Below are 15216 nucleotides of genomic sequence, written 5' to 3'. Positions count from 1 at the left end.
TATAATAGTACTGAGTTTTATCCCGGCGGGAGCCTGCCGCCGGGGGGAAGCTGTATCAAAGAGCATGGTGAGGAGTTGATAGAATGGCTGAGAAGGCGAGTTATTCTCTCCAGAAATACTCGACCCTCGTAAAGCTGAATCCCGATGACCCCGAGGCCCATTTCGGCCTCGCAATGGCCTTCGAGGAGGCTAACGATTTCAACGAGGCATACAAGGGCTATGAGCAGTGCATCAGGCTCAACACCCGCCATGCCAGGGCCCGCCTCCATATGGGCTTCCTTTTCGCCAGGCAGGATGAGCTTGCCCGCGCCCTTGACGAGTGGCAGAAGGCCTTTGATATTGATCCCACCGTTATCAACTGGATCAAGGATCCCTCCTTTGCCATTTATTACAAGAAGCGCATCGAGGAATCGCTCAGCCAGTTCCAGCGTCCTATCATGATAAGCCCCGATAATGCCTATGCCCACTACCAGCTCGGCCTTGCCTACAAGTTCTTTGACAGGCCCGAGCTCTCGCTGCAGAGCCTCAAAAAGGCCGTCGATATCAACCCGAAGCTGTGGGAAGCCTATGTGAAGGCCGGCGATGTCTATTCCGCCCTCGGGCAGAACAAGTATTCGATCATGCAGTATAAGAGTGCCATCAATGTAAACCCCAAATATGCCGATGCCTACCTGAACCTCGGAATCACTTATGAAAAAGAGAACATGATTGCCCTGGCAGTGCAACAGTATGAACGGGCTCTTGAGCTGGATGCCGATAACTACAAGATATACTACGGGCTGGGGAGGGTATATTTCAAGCAGGGAAACAATAAGCTGGCCATCAAGGCCTTCCAGAAGTCCATTGATTACGACAAGTCAAACCCTGAAGTGCATTTTTCGCTTGCCAAGGCCTGTGAGGCGATTTACCGTCCTGATTTTGCCATTATGGAATACGAGAGGGCAATCGAATGCGATCCGAAATACGCTGAGGCCTATTACCAGCTCGGCTCCCTCTGCCTGCAGATGGGGGACACAAAAAAGGCCATAGACAGTCTTGAAAACGCCCTCAAGATCAACCCTGCCGATGCCTATGCCCATTACCAGCTGGGCACTGCCTATTTCAGGGTCAATAATTATGAGCGGGCTATCAATCATTTCTACCATGCCGCCGCCCTCAACCCGAAGGATGCCTTCGCCTTTTACAATCTGGGTCTCTCATATATCCAGACCGGCAATTATCCCAAAGCCATTGAGGAGCTCAGGAAGGCGCTTGAGCTGTCACCTTCCGAGGCGTCATACTACCAGCAGCTTTCCCTTGCCTACTCCAGGCAGAACATGATGAAAGAGGCCATTGAGAACCTCAACAAAGCCATCGACCTCAAGCCGAGCGAGATGGCGACCCATCTTGAACTGGCCCTCATTTACAAGAAGGTTGACCGCTTTGATGACGCAATTGTTGAGCTCCGCAAGGTCCTGGAGATAGATCCCCGTTCTGTCGATGCTCATTATGAGCTGGGAATGTCTTTCATTGATATCAAGGAAAGCGATTTCGCGTACGAGGAGTTTCAGAAGGCCATCAGTACCCAGCCCGATCATGCTCCTTCGCTCCATGGTCTCGGAGTGGTCTTTGCCCACTTCCGGAACCAGATGAAGGAGGCCCTTGAATATTTCACCCAGGCAGTGAAGGCCAACCCCCAGTATGCGCCAGCCTTCTGTGACATGGGTGATGCCCTTATCGCCATGAATGATAACAAGGAAGCCCTCGTCCATTATGAGAAGGCTTTCGAACTCTCACCCGATGATCTGCAGATGAAGATGAAATATGCTTCGGCGCTTATGAAGTCAGGCAAAGTGGAAAAAGGTACGGGGCTTTTTGCTGCCGTTATCAATGAAAATCCCGATGATGCCCATGCACGCTATATGTTTGCAAAGGCCTATGAAGATGTGAATGAGATAAACCGGGCAATTGAGCAGTACCAGAGGGCCTCGGCGCTTTCACCTGAAGAGGTTGATTATCACCTTGCCCTGGCAAAGCTCTATCAGAGGCTGCAGAAAGTCGATCTTGCAAAGCAGGAATACTACAATATCATCAGGATTGCCCCTGATCATGAAGAGGCCCAGGAGGCGCTGGCGGAGCTCTTTGGCGAGAAGCGTGTCGCACCCAAGCCCGTTAAGCCCATGGAAGCTGTTTCCGCCGAAGCGCCTGTCGCGATCCACGGAGAAGGGCATGGTGCGGATCTCAGGGAAAAAATACCTGCCGACGCCAGGGTCGCCCTTCCGGATGGCCTTATGCCGGGGCTTAATGAGGGAATGTTCCTCCCCTCTTTTGACGATCGGGATTTTATATCGAGCCCTCCCGACCTTTCCCTCGAGCTCGGGCTCACCGCCGAAGCAGGCTCCCCCTCCCTCAAGGAAGAGCCTCCCGTACGGGCTGCCGCACCAGAGGCCCCTCCTGCTCCTCCCCCAAAGGCCGAGCCCCAGCCTGAGCCTCAGGCCGAACCACAAGCCGAGAAGGAACCTCCCCCTGTGCAGGCAAAGGAGGAAGCCCTCCCCGAGCCGGTCACTTTTGTGGAGCCGCCCAAAGTGAAGGAGGAGCCTTTGAAGCCTGAGCCTGTAGTGGAGCCGCCCGAGGTAAAAGAGGAGCCTTTGAAGCCTGAGCCTGTAGTGGAGCCGCCCAAGGTAAAAGAGGAGCCTTTGAAGCCTGAGCCTGTAGTGGAGCCGCCCGAGGTAAAGGAGGAGCCTTTGAAGCCTGAGCCTGTGGTGGAGCCGCCCGAGGCAAAGGAGGAGCCTTTGAAGCCTGAGCCTGTGGTGGAGCCGCCCGAGGTAAAGGAGGAGCCTTCAAGACCCGAGCCTTTTGTAGAGCCCCGGAAAGAAGCACCTGTCAAAAGTGCTGAGGCGCCCCTGCCGGAGCGCCCCAAGGCGGCAGAACCTGTCAAGGAGGAGATTGATCCCCTGCTGCTCAGCGCGGAAGAATGTCTGGATATACCTATCCTTCCTGACATAGAAATGCTCCTCAAGAAAGAGGCGGAACAGGAGGAAGCAAAAGCGAGGCAGGCAATGGAGGAGGCCGCAAAACCCGAGCCCTTTGTGGAGCCACCCAAGGCAAAAGAGGAGCCTGTAAAGGAGAAGGCCTCGGCACTGCCGGAAGGAATCGTCCTCCCGGAGGGTTTTGATGACATCGATCTCGAGGTGCTCTCCGGGGAGCAGGAAAAGGCTGCAGTGAAGCCGGAGCCAGCGCCCGTGGAGCAGGAACCAGAGGCTCCAAAGCTTCCCGAGGCCATATCCCCCTTTGAAAAAGGGAGAAAGCTCTTCGAGGAAGGCAGCTTCGATGCTGCAGCATCACAATTCAGTAAGATAATGAAGCATGAGCCTCAGAATTACAGGGCTTTCTATTACCTCGGTCTCATTGAAAAGGAAAAGAGCGGTGCCCCTTCAGCACAGGAGCTTTTCTCCAAGGCTTTCGACCTGGCGACTGCCCAGGGAGACGATGAATATGTCCTGCTGGCACTCGCAGAGAAGGACGCCCTGAGAGAAGAAGCCGCACCGCCGTCTGAGCTTGAGAGTCCGAAGGTTCCGGGGGAAGAAGAGAAAGCTCCCGAGGCTGCTGCGGACAAGACCGAACCGGCAGAGCCCGATGAAGTTCTTCCCTTCTTTGCTGATGATGATATTCTTGAGCTCATTGCCGAGGTGCCAAGCGCTGATGATGAGGCTGAAAAGCAGCCCCCTTCTTCCCGGCACGAAGGCCCTTCAGGCCCCTCTGAGGCGCCCCTCCCTCCCGTGTTCAGCGAGGAGTATTCCTTTGAGAAGGAGGTGGCCTCGTTTTTTGATGAAGAGCTTCTCAAAGGCATTTCCACTCATGAGGAGGAGCCAGGGAAGGAGAGTGTCAAGAGCGAGCCTGCGGTTCCCCGGGAGAGCGAAGAGGTCTTCTCCTATGAGAAGGAGCAGGCGGTAAAACAGGAGTTCCAGGCGGGACTGGAGGCGCTTGTCAAGAAAAATTACCCCAAGGCCCGGGAGCATTTCAGGAAGGTGCTTGACGAAGAGGGATCCCACATAAAAGCGCTGGAGAAACTTGCCGAAGTGGAAGTGCTCCTTGAGAATCCCGCCGCCGCTATTGAGCATATTGAGAGCATTCTTGCCAGTGCTCCGTCGCAGACCCATTATTATTGCCGCCTCCTCCCCCTCTACCACAGGACAGGCAATAGTGAGGGGGTAGAAAAGGCTGCTGCAGCAATCCTTGAGCTTCCCGCAGATAACCCGGAGAGACTCAAGCAGACTGTGCCGGCTCTCCTTGAAGCCAGCCTTGTCAGGCAGGCCGTTGATGAATACAAGCGCTATATCTCGGCCTATCCTCAGAAGGCAGATTTCCCCCTTGCCCTTGCCAGGCTCTATGAACAGCACGAAAAGCATTCTCTTGCAGCGGTGCAGTACCAGAAGGTCCTCCACCAGAAGAAGACCCCCGAGGTGTTTGTCAATCTGGCTGACAGCTATCACAGGATGCAGAAGTTTGATGCCGAAAAAAGAATGCTTGAGGAGGCCCTGGGCATCGATCAGAAGCATATTGAGGCAAGGGTGCGCATGGTTGCCCTCATTGACAGGAAGGATGATAAAGAGGCTGAGTTCAAGAAGGTGAGGGAGCTCATCGGTGAGAAAGATCTTGCCGGTGACCTCAAGGAGCGGATCGTGCTGATAGAGAAAGAGCTTGGGACAGGCCCTGAAACCCTGCCGCACCCGGAGAAGGAGCAGGCAGAAGAGCCTGTCAGTGAATCGCCCCGGGAAGAAATACTGTTCCCGGGAGACGAAGAGAGTGCCCCCCCCTCACCGCGCCCGGCGGAGAGAAGACAAGCAGGCAAAGCAGGTGACGAGAGCGCCCTGCTGCAGGAAGCAGCAGAGGAGACGCCGGTGTTTGAGATACCAATGCTGCTGGAAATCGCTGATGAGATCTTCTCTGATGGAGAAGCTGCTGATGATACCGCCGATGAATCCGACGAAGCCTCTGGAGGCGATGATGATGACAGCGATGCCCGGAGGAGGAGAAGGCGGAAAAAGAAGCGCCGCCTCTGAGAAGGGCCTTACCGGGTCCCTCCTTGCCGCAATTCTTCTTGCTCTTTTTATTGTCCTGGCTTCCTCGGCTGCCCGGGGCGAGATACTCTCCCTCTCCGTTGACGATCGTCCTCTCAAGACAGAATATATCGTGGTGGTTGACGAGATATTTGTCCCTGCGCAGGAGCTTGTAAGAGTCTACAGAAGAGAGGATCTCTCGTGGGATCCCAGCACCCTGTGGGTGAAGATCGGAGAGAAGGAGCTTCCCCAGAAAGGTCTTGAATACCAGGGGATGGTCTATCTTCCCCTGAAGGCCCTCGCAAGAGAGCTGGGCTACAAGATTGAGTTTGACCAGAGCCGCAACAAGCTGAATATAAACACTTTTGACGTGGCCCCTCCTGCTGCGGAAGCCGGCAAGGAAACGGGCAGGGCCGGTGACAGGCCTGCAGAAGGCACAAGGAAGAGGAAAGGGGTGGTGATATCACTTTTCCTGGAGGATGCCGTCACCAATGTGCTGAAACAGGTCACCTTGCTCAGGATATATGCAGATGTGAAGAATGAGAGGGGCAGGCCGGCGGAAAACATAGAGGCTCACTGTATATTCCGCTACCCGAAGGGCGAAGTCTACAAGGATGATGTAGTTTCAATCGATCGGCTCGCGCCAGGTGAGAGCCGGCGCGTCATCTTCTTTACCAACAACCCCCCGTCAGTCGAAAAGCTGGAATACGAACTCTCGGTGCAGATCAAAAAGAAGGTGCAGAAATAATCAGGCCACATCCTTTGCCGAGGGAAGATAGTTTTCAGCTGTTTTGTATCCCGCTTCGGCGGCCTTCCTGTTGATATCCTCAGTTCCTGTCGGTGCGCGGAAGCCGATTGACGTGAGTATCGATGTGATCCCCACAACGCCGGTAATGCGTGCAACGAGCCCCAGGGCCACTATTGAGACAGTAAAGGCCTTCCCTGTTGTTTCAACGGCAATCTGGGTGAGGGGTACATGGAGTATTCTGCGGTCCTCGCCGGGCAGGGGCACCGTGGAGTCGAGGACGATAAGGCCGTCTGGCTTTACCCTGTTCATTGAGGAGGCGAGGGCTTCCTTGGAGAGGGCCACAAGCACATCGGCTTTCTGGATCTTGGGATAGTCGATCTCATTGGTGCTTATGATTATCTCCGACTTGCTTGCGCCCCCCCGGGCGAGGGGTGCATATGATTCTATCTGCACGGCGTGCTTTTTTTCCCCAATGGCTGCCGAATCCCCGAGAATGAGGCCCGCCAGCAGAAGTCCCTGGCCGCCGATACCTGCCAGTATTATCTCGCATCGTTCCATATCAGTCTCCTTACCACCTGTCCATAAAAGCCATGAGGCGTCACGATATCTTTCTGTATTTCTTCTGGCGCCGTGCTCTCACGATCACATTCTGGTACTCTTCAATGAAACCCTTTACGTCCTTGTCAACAAAGATTCCTCTTTTCAGCTTTCCTGAAGCATCGGCTCCCTCGCCTTCACCGGTGGCAATCGTGGTATTGTCCTTAAACCATGTAAGCATATCAATGGGGCTTTTAATGTTATTCATTCTCCCGAAGTAGGTGTGGCAGTTGCTCATGACCTCCACGACGGAAAAGCCCTTTTTCTCAATGGCCTTTTCAATGTATTTTCCCATCTCCATCACGTGGTACACCGTGCTGCGGGCCACGAAGGCCGCCCCGGCAACCTCGGCGATCTTGGAGATGTCGAAGGGCTGATCTATGTTCCCGTAAGTTGAGGTGGTCGAGAAGCACGCCGTCGGAGTGGCCGGTGAGTATTGTCCCCCCGTCATCCCGTATATCCTGTTATTGATGACAATGGCAGTGAGCTCTATGTTTCTCCGCGCCGTGTGGATGAAATGGTTGCCGCCGATGGCAAGGCCGTCGCCATCACCCAGGATTACTATCACTTCCATCTCCGGGCGGGCGAGCTTGAGGCCCGTGGCGTAGGAGAGAGCTCTCCCATGGGTGGTGTGGATGGTGTGAAAATCAAGATAAACCGGCATTCTCCCTGAGCAGCCGATTCCTGACACCATCGCCACATAGTCCTTGTTCAGGCCCAGGCTGTGCACCGCCCTGATGATTGACCCCAGGACCACTCCAATGCCGCATCCCGGGCACCACACTGTGGGAAATTTCTTGTTGCTTCTCAGGAAGTCCACAATGGTCGGTGAATTTCTCTCTCTCATTTATTCATAACCTCCAGTATCGCTTCGGGCTCAATCATGTGGCAGTCGTACCTGTTGACTTTCCTGATGGGCACCGACCTTCCGGTAATTCTCTCTATCTCAAGCACCATCTGCCCCCTGTTCATCTCAGGGACCACAATAAGCTTCTTGCCGGCAGCGTGTTCAAGGATAACCTTTTCGTTAAGGGGCCAGAGGGTGATAAGCTGCAGGAGCCCCGCCTTGATGCCCCTTTCCCTGGCCATTGCCATGGCCCTTCTTGAAGCTCTTGCAGAGATGCCGTAAGAGATGAGCAGGACTTCAGCATCGTCGGTGTGGTAGGTCCGGTAAAGGAAGATATCCTCAATGTTCTGTTCGAATTTGCGGAAGACCCTCTCGAACCATTCGTTTATCTCATCTGCCTTTGACGTGGGGAATCCGTCGTAGTCATGGAGAAGGCCTGTCACGTGGAAGCGGTAGCCAGTCCCGAATTTCGCCAGCGCCGGGACGCCGTCGTGGTCAGTGTCCCTGTAGGGGGAATAAGTGGCGGGGCGCTCATCGGGCACTTTCCTGTTGACGATGGTGAGATATTCTCGCGGGGGAAGAAGTATTTTCTCCCTCATGTGACCCACTACCTCATCTGAGAGGAGAATGACAGGCGTGCGGTATTTTTCTGCGAAATTAAAGGCCAGGACGGTAAGCTCGAAAGCTTCCTTCACGGAGGAAGGGGTAAGTACCAGGATGGGATGATCGCCATGGGAGCCCCATCGTGCCTGCATGACGTCGCCCTGCGCGGGGCTCGAGGGTGCACCAGTGCTAGGACCCAGGCGCTGCACATTGACAATGACTGTGGGAACTTCAGTCATTACGGCATATCCGATGTTTTCCTGCATCAGGGAGAATCCCGGTCCGCTTGTGGCAGTCATGGTCTTGGCGCCTCCCAGTGAAGCACCGATACAGGAGGCGATGCTCGCGATCTCGTCTTCCATCTGGATGAATACCTTGCCGTCCTGGGGGAGGCGGCGTGAAAGAATCTCCGCTATTTCAGATGACGGCGTGATGGGGTAGCCTCCGTAAAAGTCAAGGCCCGCCATGAGAGCCCCCTCGACACATGCCTCGTTGCCCTGAAGAAACCTCGGGAAATAGTCAATCTCTCTCAGGTCGTTGTTTCTGTCGTTTATTACCCAGGAAGTGCCGTAACAAGGTAAGAGAACTTCTTTCATGGTGTGCCTACTTTCTTGTCTGCAGGAGGGTGATGGCAAAATCGGGGCAGCGGTATTCGCAGAGGTTGCAGCGCCTGCATTTGTCCGGGCTGGGAACGGCGGGATAGCCGTCTTCACCCCATTCAAAGGCCTTATGAGGGCAGAGCCCCACGCAGATTCCGCATTTTTTGCACCACCCCTTGAAAACGAAAAGAGGTGCATCAGGATTGACAAGCTTGTTTTCCAGAATGTTCTTTACTTCCTTAGGAGTAGCTTCTCCGGCAGTTTCATTGTCTCCCATGGTCAGGGTTCCCTCTCTTAGAGTGTTTTATAACTTCTCCGGCCTTCTTCATAGAGATTCCCGCCGTAGGTGTCAAGAACCACCACGGCAGGAAAGTCGCTGACACGTATAAGCCTCAGGGCTTCCGCCCCGAGGTCTTCATAGGCGAGAATATTCACTTCCTTGATCTTTTTTGACAAAAGTGCCCCTATCCCTCCTATCGCCGAAAAATAGATGGCTTGATAAGAGACAAGCGCTTCCTTTACCTCTTTTGAGCGCTCTCCCTTTCCAATCAGTCCCCGCACTCCCTCCGCAAGGAGCCGCGGAGTGTAGAAATCCATTCTCCCTGAAGTGGTGGGGCCTGCAGCACCAATCACCTGCCCGGGGCGCGCTGGTGAGGGGCCCATGTAATAAATGGTCTGATCTTTCAATGAGACAGGAAGCTTTTCCTTTTTCTCAAGCGCTTCGTAGAGCCGTTTGTGGGCGGTATCGCGGGCCACAAGGAGCTCTCCCTCAAGAGTCACGTTCATACCCGCTCTGAGTGCCTTGACGGCTTCCAGGGTAAGGGGAAGGGTAAGACGGGTGGAAGGATTTTTCATTTTGCACCTCTCTATAAAACTACTTCGGCGTGCCGCGCGCTGTGGCACTGCAGGTTGATTGCCACAGGGAGGCTGGCAATATGGCATGGAAAGGTCTCTATATGGACTGCGAGAGCCGTGACAATGCCTCCAAATCCCTGAGGCCCTATCCCAAGACTGTTAACAAGAGTCAGCAGCTCCTTTTCCAATGCTCCATAAGCCTCTTCGGGATGTGATGGTCCAATGGGACGCAGCAGCGCCTTTTTCGCGAGGACCATTGCCTTATCGGCAGTTCCGCCTATCCCTATGCCAACAATGATTGGTGGGCAGGGATTTGATCCGGCTCTCTCCACAGTCTCCCTCACGAATGCTTTTACTCCCTCAACACCCTGGGCTGGTTTCAGCATGGCGAGGGCACTCATGTTTTCGCTGCCTCCCCCTTTGGGCGCCAGGACGATCTTGAGCCTGTCACCGGGAACCACGTCAATATGTACCACCGGCGGGGTGTTGTCGGTGGTGTTTTTTCTCCCAAAAAGTGGATCGCTCACAATTGATTTCCTGAGATATCCCTCGGTATAGCCCTTCGCTATACCCTCGTTGAGGGCTTCAGTGAGGGAGCCGCCGACAATGTGAAGTTCCTGCCCCAGTTCAAGGAAAAGGACGGCAAATCCGCAGTCCTGGCAGAGAGGGATCTTTTCCTCCCTGCTTATTACTATGTTTTCGTTGATGAGCTCGAGTGCCTCTTTGCCTGCGGGCGATTTTTCAGTGTCCAGGGCGGTCTTAAGGCTCTTCTCCACGTCGGGTGGAAGTTCCAGGCAGGCAGGCTCGCATAGCGAGGCGACGGCCCTTGCGATTTCATCTCTGTGAAGCTCTCTCATAGGGCTTTTTCTCCTTTATTTCCGTGGTTTTGTGATGGATATCTCTTCCACCTTCTTGCCGGTAATTTTGAAACTGATGCCTTTTTCAGGATAGGAATAGTAGGAGCCTGCCACGGCGGGCTGGCCATACAGGGTTTTCACTTCTTGTTCCAGTGAGCCCACCTGGAGCCCCTCGGGAGTTCTGTAAAGGGAGGTCATTATGGTGACGCTGTCGATTCTGCTCCGGAATGTGATGATAAGGACCCCTTTCCTGCTGGCAAAGAGGTGCATCACGCTTCCCCGGGGAATGAGAAGCTTTATCGAGGAGTCACTGGGTCCCCATACCCTCTCGACTATCGAATAAGGAGAATCCAGAGTGAGATGCCCCGCGCGCTGCCCTGCTATTATCAAGCCGTCACCTCTCAGCGAGTCATTTTCAAGCTTGAAGATATAGATGGAGGTGATCTGTTCCTTTTCGACAATAAATGCGATGCCTTTCAGGGGGTACACCAGCGATGAGCCTGAGGTGTGGCGGTCTTTTGTGCCATACCGCGCCTCCATTTCCTGCAGCGAGCTTCCCACGCGTATCCCTTCAAGAGTGGGGTAGCTACGGTCATTGACTATTATCCCGCTGATTTTGCTGCTCTCAACGCAGAGGACAAGGTTCTGCTCATTGAAATAATAACCCTTCGAGCTGCTGAGAGGAGTGGCCTGCTCCGTCTCTGTGGGATTTCCCAGTATCTTGATGCACTCTTCGATAGTGGAATCAAGCCTGAGAGGCCCTACGCTCTTCCCCGGCACGATAAGGCGGTTTTCGGCCGGGCAGGCCGGAACTCCCATGACCATGAAGAGCATGACAAGCCCCCAGAGTGCCAGGGGGCACGAAGAGAGTGCTTTTTCCGCAGAAGTCCTCAAGCGGGAAGTCCTCCCTGCAAGGGCGGGTTCTTGTCGCCCTGCTGGTATTTCAGGGCAAAACGCATGTATTTCTCTGCCCAGTAACGGTTCTTTTCCTGCTCTTCCCCTGTGAGCTCCCTGAAGGGTTTTGCAGGGATTCCCTTATAGAGCCAGCCGCTCTCGAGCACTTTCCCCTCGGGCACAAGGGAGCCTGCGGCAATGATAGTGTTTTTTCTTACCACGGCGCCGTTCAGAATGATCGCCCCTATCCCAATAAGGCACATGTCCTCAATGGTGCACCCATGGAGACGGGCTCCGTGGCCTACGGTGACGTAATCACCGATTTCAACGGAATATTCATCGGCACCGTGCATTATGGTGCCGTCCTGGATATTCGTGAAGGATCCGATTTTTATGTAATTGACATCGCCGCGGGCAACGCAGTGAAACCAGATGCTTGAACCGGGGCCGACCTCAACGGCTCCGATGACTGCCGCCGTAGGGGCAATCCATGCATCCTTATGGACCTGAGGTGATTTCTCTTCAAAGGGGTACAGCACTGAATCCTCCTAGGACTGGTTTTCCTCACAGAGCTCGATGAGTATGCCGCCAGTGCTCTTGGGATGGGCAAAGGCGGTTTGTTTCCCTCCGAAGCCAGTTCGGGGGGATTCGTCAATCAGCCGGAATCCTTTCTCCTTGAGCCTCTCGAGCTCACCGGTGATGCCGTCGGTGGTAAAGGCAATATGATGGACGGCCGTTCCATGCTTTTCCATGAACTTCTTGATAGGGCTCTCAGGCCCCAGTGGTTCCATAAACTCAAGGTGGGTGCCTCCCACCATGAAGCTTGCCACTTTTACGCCCTGCTCTTCTATTGTCTCCTCGTGGACCGGGGATAGAGGGAGCAATTTCCTGTAAAGCTCCCTTATCTCCTGCACGTTGTTCGTGGCGATTCCCAGGTGATTGATACCGGTTATCATGGTGTGATCTCCTTTACCGCGGAATTTCCAAGGGCATGCGGCAGTGATTGTCTCAGGATATCAAAGATTGCGCCGATGAAGGCACAGGCTCTGTAAAGCGGGAATTCGCCATTCCTTTCTCCACAGGGCCATTTTTTCCTTCTTTCGGCTTTTCCTGCCATGAAAATGTCTCTGAAGGGAATAAAACATGGCCGGCCATGCTATATCAAGTAAGAAGCCCCGGAAGCCCTACGTTTTCATCGGATGGAGGGTCTTGCGGGCCATTTTGGCTACTATGAGGAGGGAATTATGACAGGTGGGAAGCGCTTTCTTGAGGCACAGAGGTTTTTTATCATGGCGGTGCTTGTAATGCTCATAGGATCGGGGAGTGCGGTGACGGCCAAGGAATATGGCTCCTCAAATCCTCTCAGAGAAGTCCTCAAGTCTTTCTCGCTTGGAGAGCCCATGAAGAAAGGGAACATTGCCCTCTACCCGGTGATAAGGCAGCAGCCCTCCCGCATGGATGAGACCCTTGTGACGCTTGATGAGGCAATGGAAAAGGGGTGGCTTGCCGTGACGGAGCTCAAACCCGAAGATGTGAACAAGATTATGGTGAAAAATGATTCCTCGCGGTGGGTCTTTATCATGGCGGGCGAGATTCTCACGGGCAGCAAGCAGGACAGGATACTGAAGGATGACGTGCTTATCCCTCCCCGGAGCGGCAGGATTATGGTGAATGCTTTCTGCGTGGAGGCCGACCGCTGGACGTACAAGTCCGATAAGTTCTCTTCCAACAGGACCGCGTCCAATATCGCGGTGCGCCAGGAAGCCAGGGCCTCTCAGGCGCAATCGGGGGTCTGGGAAGCGGTGGCAAAGACCCAGAGCTCCCTCGGCTACAGCTCGGGCACAAAAGCCCTCAATGAGACTTACAGGGCTCCCGCTGTCGAAAAAGGCATAGATGACCTCTATTCTGCTCTCTATGGTCTTCCCGGGAAAGAGCCCCGTGCTGTCGGTGTCGTGGTGGCCATAGGTGATGAAGTGCTCTGTGCAGACCTTTTTGGCTCTCATGAACTTCTGCGCTCCCTGTGGCCAAAGCTTCTCAAGTCATATCTGCTTGAGGCAGTAAGCCGCAGCTCTGAGTCTGCAGACGTTGCCAGGCATGAGGCACAGTCACTTCTCGACAAGGCCGCCTCTTCAGAGGCCTCCCCGTCAGATCCGCCCGGTGAGGGAAAGCTCTACACCTTTGAGGGCTCAGCAGTATCAGGGGCTGTCCTCACTTACAGAGATAAGCTTATTCACAGCGATATCTTTCCAAAGACTTCCAGGAAAAAGATAGATCATGTGAGGCCCATCCAAAGAAACTACTGATGGCTCCTGGGATTCAGGTGCTTATCTGTCGTGTCGCATGGCGCTATAAGGCGCATGAGTGCGGAAAAGCAATTATAAAGCCGTTTCGATGGCATTGCCCTACCTTTTGTCAATACCGGTGGCAGGATAATAGTGGTATTTATCGAAATTAGTGATAAGAACAGCCCTTTTAGTAAAGTGAGTTTTCTTACCGATCCCCTTTCTTGGTTTTTCGTGACCTCCAGAATTTTTGTGAAGGAGCAAGTGGCGTGGCAGATGAAAAAGTAGTGGTCCTCGGGGCATCCAATGTAGATATCAAGGGAAGAAGTATCAGCGCAGTATATACCCGGCTGAAGAATCCCGGCCGGGTGGAGATCACTGCAGGGGGAGTGGGGAGGAATATTGCGGAAAACCTCTCCAGGCTCGGCATTCATACCATCCTGCTTTCCGCAATAGGGAAAGAAGGGCTTTCTGAGATGATACTGAGGGTATCACAGGAAGCGGGCGTTGACACGTCGAGAATTCTTGTCTCAGAGGAGCTTCATTCGGGGATATTCATGGCCGTAATCAACTCCCGTGGCGAACTGGAGTCCAGCATTTCCGACATGACAATCCTCACGGAGATCACCCCTTCCTATGTGATGGCCCACAAGGAAGTATTCGATGAAGCCTCGTACATGGTGATAGATGCCGATGTTCCGGAAAATACCCTCTCTCTTTGCCTTAAGATGGCGAAGGAGAAGGGCATACCGGCCTGCGTTGAGCCTGTCTCGCCTGCCAAGGCGCAGGTGATGGTCCCCTATCTCAATGAAATGACTCTTATTACGCCGAACCGTGAGGAAGTGGAAGTGCTGGTGGGCCGCCAGATAATCAATGAGGATGACATCAAGCGTGCCGGTGATGAACTTGTGGGGCGGGGAGTCCACTTCGTCATTATCACCCTTGGTCCCGAAGGCGTTTACTGCGCCTCCCGGGATTTCAGTGATTTTGTCTCTTCAATTTCCACGGTAGTCGTGGACTCGGTGGGGGCCGGTGACGCCCTCGTGGCAGGGGTGGTAACAGCCTTTCTCAACAAGTATTCCTTTCTGGATGCCGTGAAATTCGGAATCGGAGCAGCGACGCTTACCCTTAACACCAGTTGTGCTGTCTATCCCAGGCTGACTGTTGATGCGGTGAAAGAAGTGGTGAATAAGGCGAGAGCGGGCCATCAGGTCAAATAACTCAAAGAGGCTACCATGTGAGAGGATTTTCTCAACAGGGAGATGAATCATATAGTATGGCGGTAAAGGGTCCCAAAAACGCAAGTCTTGGTGGTGAGGAAGTAAAGTCCGCAGCAGAGAGAGAGTCTGCTATACCAGCTCTTGTACTGGGGAGCGGTCAGATGGTGATGCATCCCCTCTATGGCATAGGCACCGTGGAGAAGGTAGAAGAAAAGGAAATTCTTGGAAAAGTAAACAAGTTCGCCGTTATCTCCTTTCAGAACGACAGGCTGAAGATAATGGTCAACCTTGAACAGAAGAATAACCTGATCAGAAGCCTTCTCGCCAAGGAGGAGATTCCCCGCGTTCTTGATTTTCTCAAGCACTGCAAGAGCGAGCTTCCTGCAAAGTCTTCGGAGCGATATAATATCAATCTCAAGAAGATTAAAAGCTCTGATGTCTACCAGCTTGCTGAGGTGATAAAGGACCTCACGTCCCTTTCCCGGGATAAGAAGCTCACTCCTAAAGAGATGAATATGCTCAAGCAGTCAAAAAAGATGCTGGCAATGGAATTCGGCTATGTTTCAAGTATTTCCCAGGAAGATGCCGAGATGATGGTAGAGGCAAGCTGCAAATAGCAGGTGATCACGCGGTAGATGACCTTGTCCTATGCTAAAGAGAGAAAAAGGCTGAAGC

At 53.6% G+C, this 15216-nt stretch carries 14 protein-coding genes; 5 read left to right on the top strand and 9 right to left on the bottom strand.

What is annotated here, in order from left to right:
- Positions 1–83 precede the first annotated feature (83 nt).
- Both RDV48_04750 and RDV48_04745 read left to right on the top strand, forming a co-directional pair.
- Complete coding sequence (locus RDV48_04750) at positions 84–5042, top strand: tetratricopeptide repeat protein (GenBank protein MDQ7822084.1); 4959 nt, start codon at positions 84–86, stop codon at positions 5040–5042.
- The gene (locus RDV48_04745) at positions 4930–5787 is read left to right on the top strand and encodes a hypothetical protein (GenBank protein ID MDQ7822083.1); all 858 of its coding nucleotides are present in this window, start codon (positions 4930–4932) and stop codon (positions 5785–5787) included. The genes RDV48_04750 and RDV48_04745 overlap by 113 nt, the downstream gene beginning before the upstream one ends.
- On the opposite strand, the gene RDV48_04740 is transcribed toward RDV48_04745, so the two are convergent.
- From RDV48_04740 to mce, 9 genes are read right to left on the bottom strand one after another with little or no spacing between them, the layout of a single operon-like run.
- Entirely contained in the window at positions 5788–6345 is a 558-nt protein-coding gene (locus RDV48_04740; protein MDQ7822082.1) for a 2-oxoacid:acceptor oxidoreductase family protein, read from the bottom strand.
- A gap of 40 nt (positions 6346–6385) precedes the next feature.
- Complete coding sequence (locus RDV48_04735) at positions 6386–7231, bottom strand: 2-oxoacid:ferredoxin oxidoreductase subunit beta (GenBank protein MDQ7822081.1); 846 nt, start codon at positions 7229–7231, stop codon at positions 6386–6388.
- A complete protein-coding gene (locus RDV48_04730; protein ID MDQ7822080.1) occupies positions 7228–8430 on the bottom strand; it encodes a 2-oxoacid:acceptor oxidoreductase subunit alpha in 1203 nt (400 codons plus the stop codon). The genes RDV48_04735 and RDV48_04730 overlap by 4 nt, the downstream gene beginning before the upstream one ends.
- 7 nt (positions 8431–8437) lie before the next feature.
- Positions 8438–8710: a 4Fe-4S binding protein gene (locus RDV48_04725; GenBank protein ID MDQ7822079.1), complete on the bottom strand. Its 273-nt coding sequence runs from the start codon at positions 8708–8710 to the stop codon at positions 8438–8440.
- A 17-nt stretch (positions 8711–8727) separates the two neighbouring features.
- Positions 8728–9288 carry a Fe-S-containing hydro-lyase gene (locus RDV48_04720; GenBank protein MDQ7822078.1) on the bottom strand — a complete coding sequence of 187 codons (561 nt, stop codon included), beginning with the start codon at positions 9286–9288 and terminating at the stop codon, positions 8728–8730.
- Between the two features lie 11 nt (positions 9289–9299).
- Positions 9300–10145, bottom strand: coding sequence for a fumarate hydratase (locus RDV48_04715; GenBank protein ID MDQ7822077.1), 846 nt, complete (start codon positions 10143–10145; stop codon positions 9300–9302).
- A gap of 15 nt (positions 10146–10160) precedes the next feature.
- The gene (locus tag RDV48_04710; protein MDQ7822076.1) at positions 10161–11039 is read right to left on the bottom strand and encodes a hypothetical protein; all 879 of its coding nucleotides are present in this window, start codon (positions 11037–11039) and stop codon (positions 10161–10163) included.
- Positions 11036–11578, bottom strand: coding sequence for a gamma carbonic anhydrase family protein (locus RDV48_04705; protein ID MDQ7822075.1), 543 nt, complete (start codon positions 11576–11578; stop codon positions 11036–11038). Before RDV48_04705 ends, RDV48_04710 begins: the two co-directional genes overlap by 4 nt.
- 9 nt (positions 11579–11587) lie before the next feature.
- Complete coding sequence (mce, locus tag RDV48_04700) at positions 11588–11995, bottom strand: methylmalonyl-CoA epimerase (protein MDQ7822074.1); 408 nt, start codon at positions 11993–11995, stop codon at positions 11588–11590.
- Positions 11996–12283: 288 nt separating this feature from the next.
- Here mce and RDV48_04695 point away from each other — a divergent pair, with 288 nt between their 5' ends.
- The 3 genes from RDV48_04695 to RDV48_04685 all read left to right on the top strand — a co-directional run bounded on the left by RDV48_04695 (position 12284) and on the right by RDV48_04685 (position 15158).
- Positions 12284–13342 (top strand): hypothetical protein, encoded by a 1059-nt coding sequence (locus RDV48_04695; protein MDQ7822073.1) that lies wholly within the window; start codon positions 12284–12286, stop codon positions 13340–13342.
- Between the two features lie 248 nt (positions 13343–13590).
- A complete protein-coding gene (locus tag RDV48_04690) occupies positions 13591–14541 on the top strand; it encodes a carbohydrate kinase family protein (GenBank protein ID MDQ7822072.1) in 951 nt (316 codons plus the stop codon).
- Between the two features lie 161 nt (positions 14542–14702).
- Entirely contained in the window at positions 14703–15158 is a 456-nt protein-coding gene (locus RDV48_04685) for a CarD family transcriptional regulator (protein MDQ7822071.1), read from the top strand.
- Positions 15159–15216 lie beyond the last annotated feature (58 nt).

This window comes from Candidatus Eremiobacterota bacterium, assembly GCA_031082125.1.
Taxonomy (GTDB): domain Bacteria; phylum Vulcanimicrobiota; class CADAWZ01; order CADAWZ01; family Ess09-12; genus Ess09-12.
Note: the sequence above shows the minus strand (reverse complement) of the source record. Positions and strands in the feature narration are given on the sequence as shown.

Excerpts from the sequence above, each read along its gene's own strand:
- RDV48_04725 (MDQ7822079.1), bottom strand. The coding sequence starts at position 8,710 with ATGGGAGACAATGAAACTGCCGGAGAAGCTACTCCTAAGGAAGTAAAG.
- RDV48_04740 (MDQ7822082.1), bottom strand. The coding sequence starts at position 6,345 with ATGGAACGATGCGAGATAATACTGGCAGGTATCGGCGGCCAGGGACTT.
- RDV48_04715 (MDQ7822077.1), bottom strand. The coding sequence starts at position 10,145 with ATGAGAGAGCTTCACAGAGATGAAATCGCAAGGGCCGTCGCCTCGCTA.
- RDV48_04735 (MDQ7822081.1), bottom strand. The coding sequence starts at position 7,231 with ATGAGAGAGAGAAATTCACCGACCATTGTGGACTTCCTGAGAAGCAAC.
- RDV48_04695 (MDQ7822073.1), top strand. The coding sequence starts at position 12,284 with ATGACAGGTGGGAAGCGCTTTCTTGAGGCACAGAGGTTTTTTATCATG.
- RDV48_04745 (MDQ7822083.1), top strand. The coding sequence starts at position 4,930 with ATGGAGAAGCTGCTGATGATACCGCCGATGAATCCGACGAAGCCTCTG.
- RDV48_04720 (MDQ7822078.1), bottom strand. The coding sequence starts at position 9,288 with ATGAAAAATCCTTCCACCCGTCTTACCCTTCCCCTTACCCTGGAAGCC.
- RDV48_04685 (MDQ7822071.1), top strand. The coding sequence starts at position 14,703 with ATGGTGATGCATCCCCTCTATGGCATAGGCACCGTGGAGAAGGTAGAA.
- RDV48_04750 (MDQ7822084.1), top strand. The coding sequence starts at position 84 with ATGGCTGAGAAGGCGAGTTATTCTCTCCAGAAATACTCGACCCTCGTA.
- mce (MDQ7822074.1), bottom strand. The coding sequence starts at position 11,995 with ATGATAACCGGTATCAATCACCTGGGAATCGCCACGAACAACGTGCAG.
- RDV48_04730 (MDQ7822080.1), bottom strand. The coding sequence starts at position 8,430 with ATGAAAGAAGTTCTCTTACCTTGTTACGGCACTTCCTGGGTAATAAAC.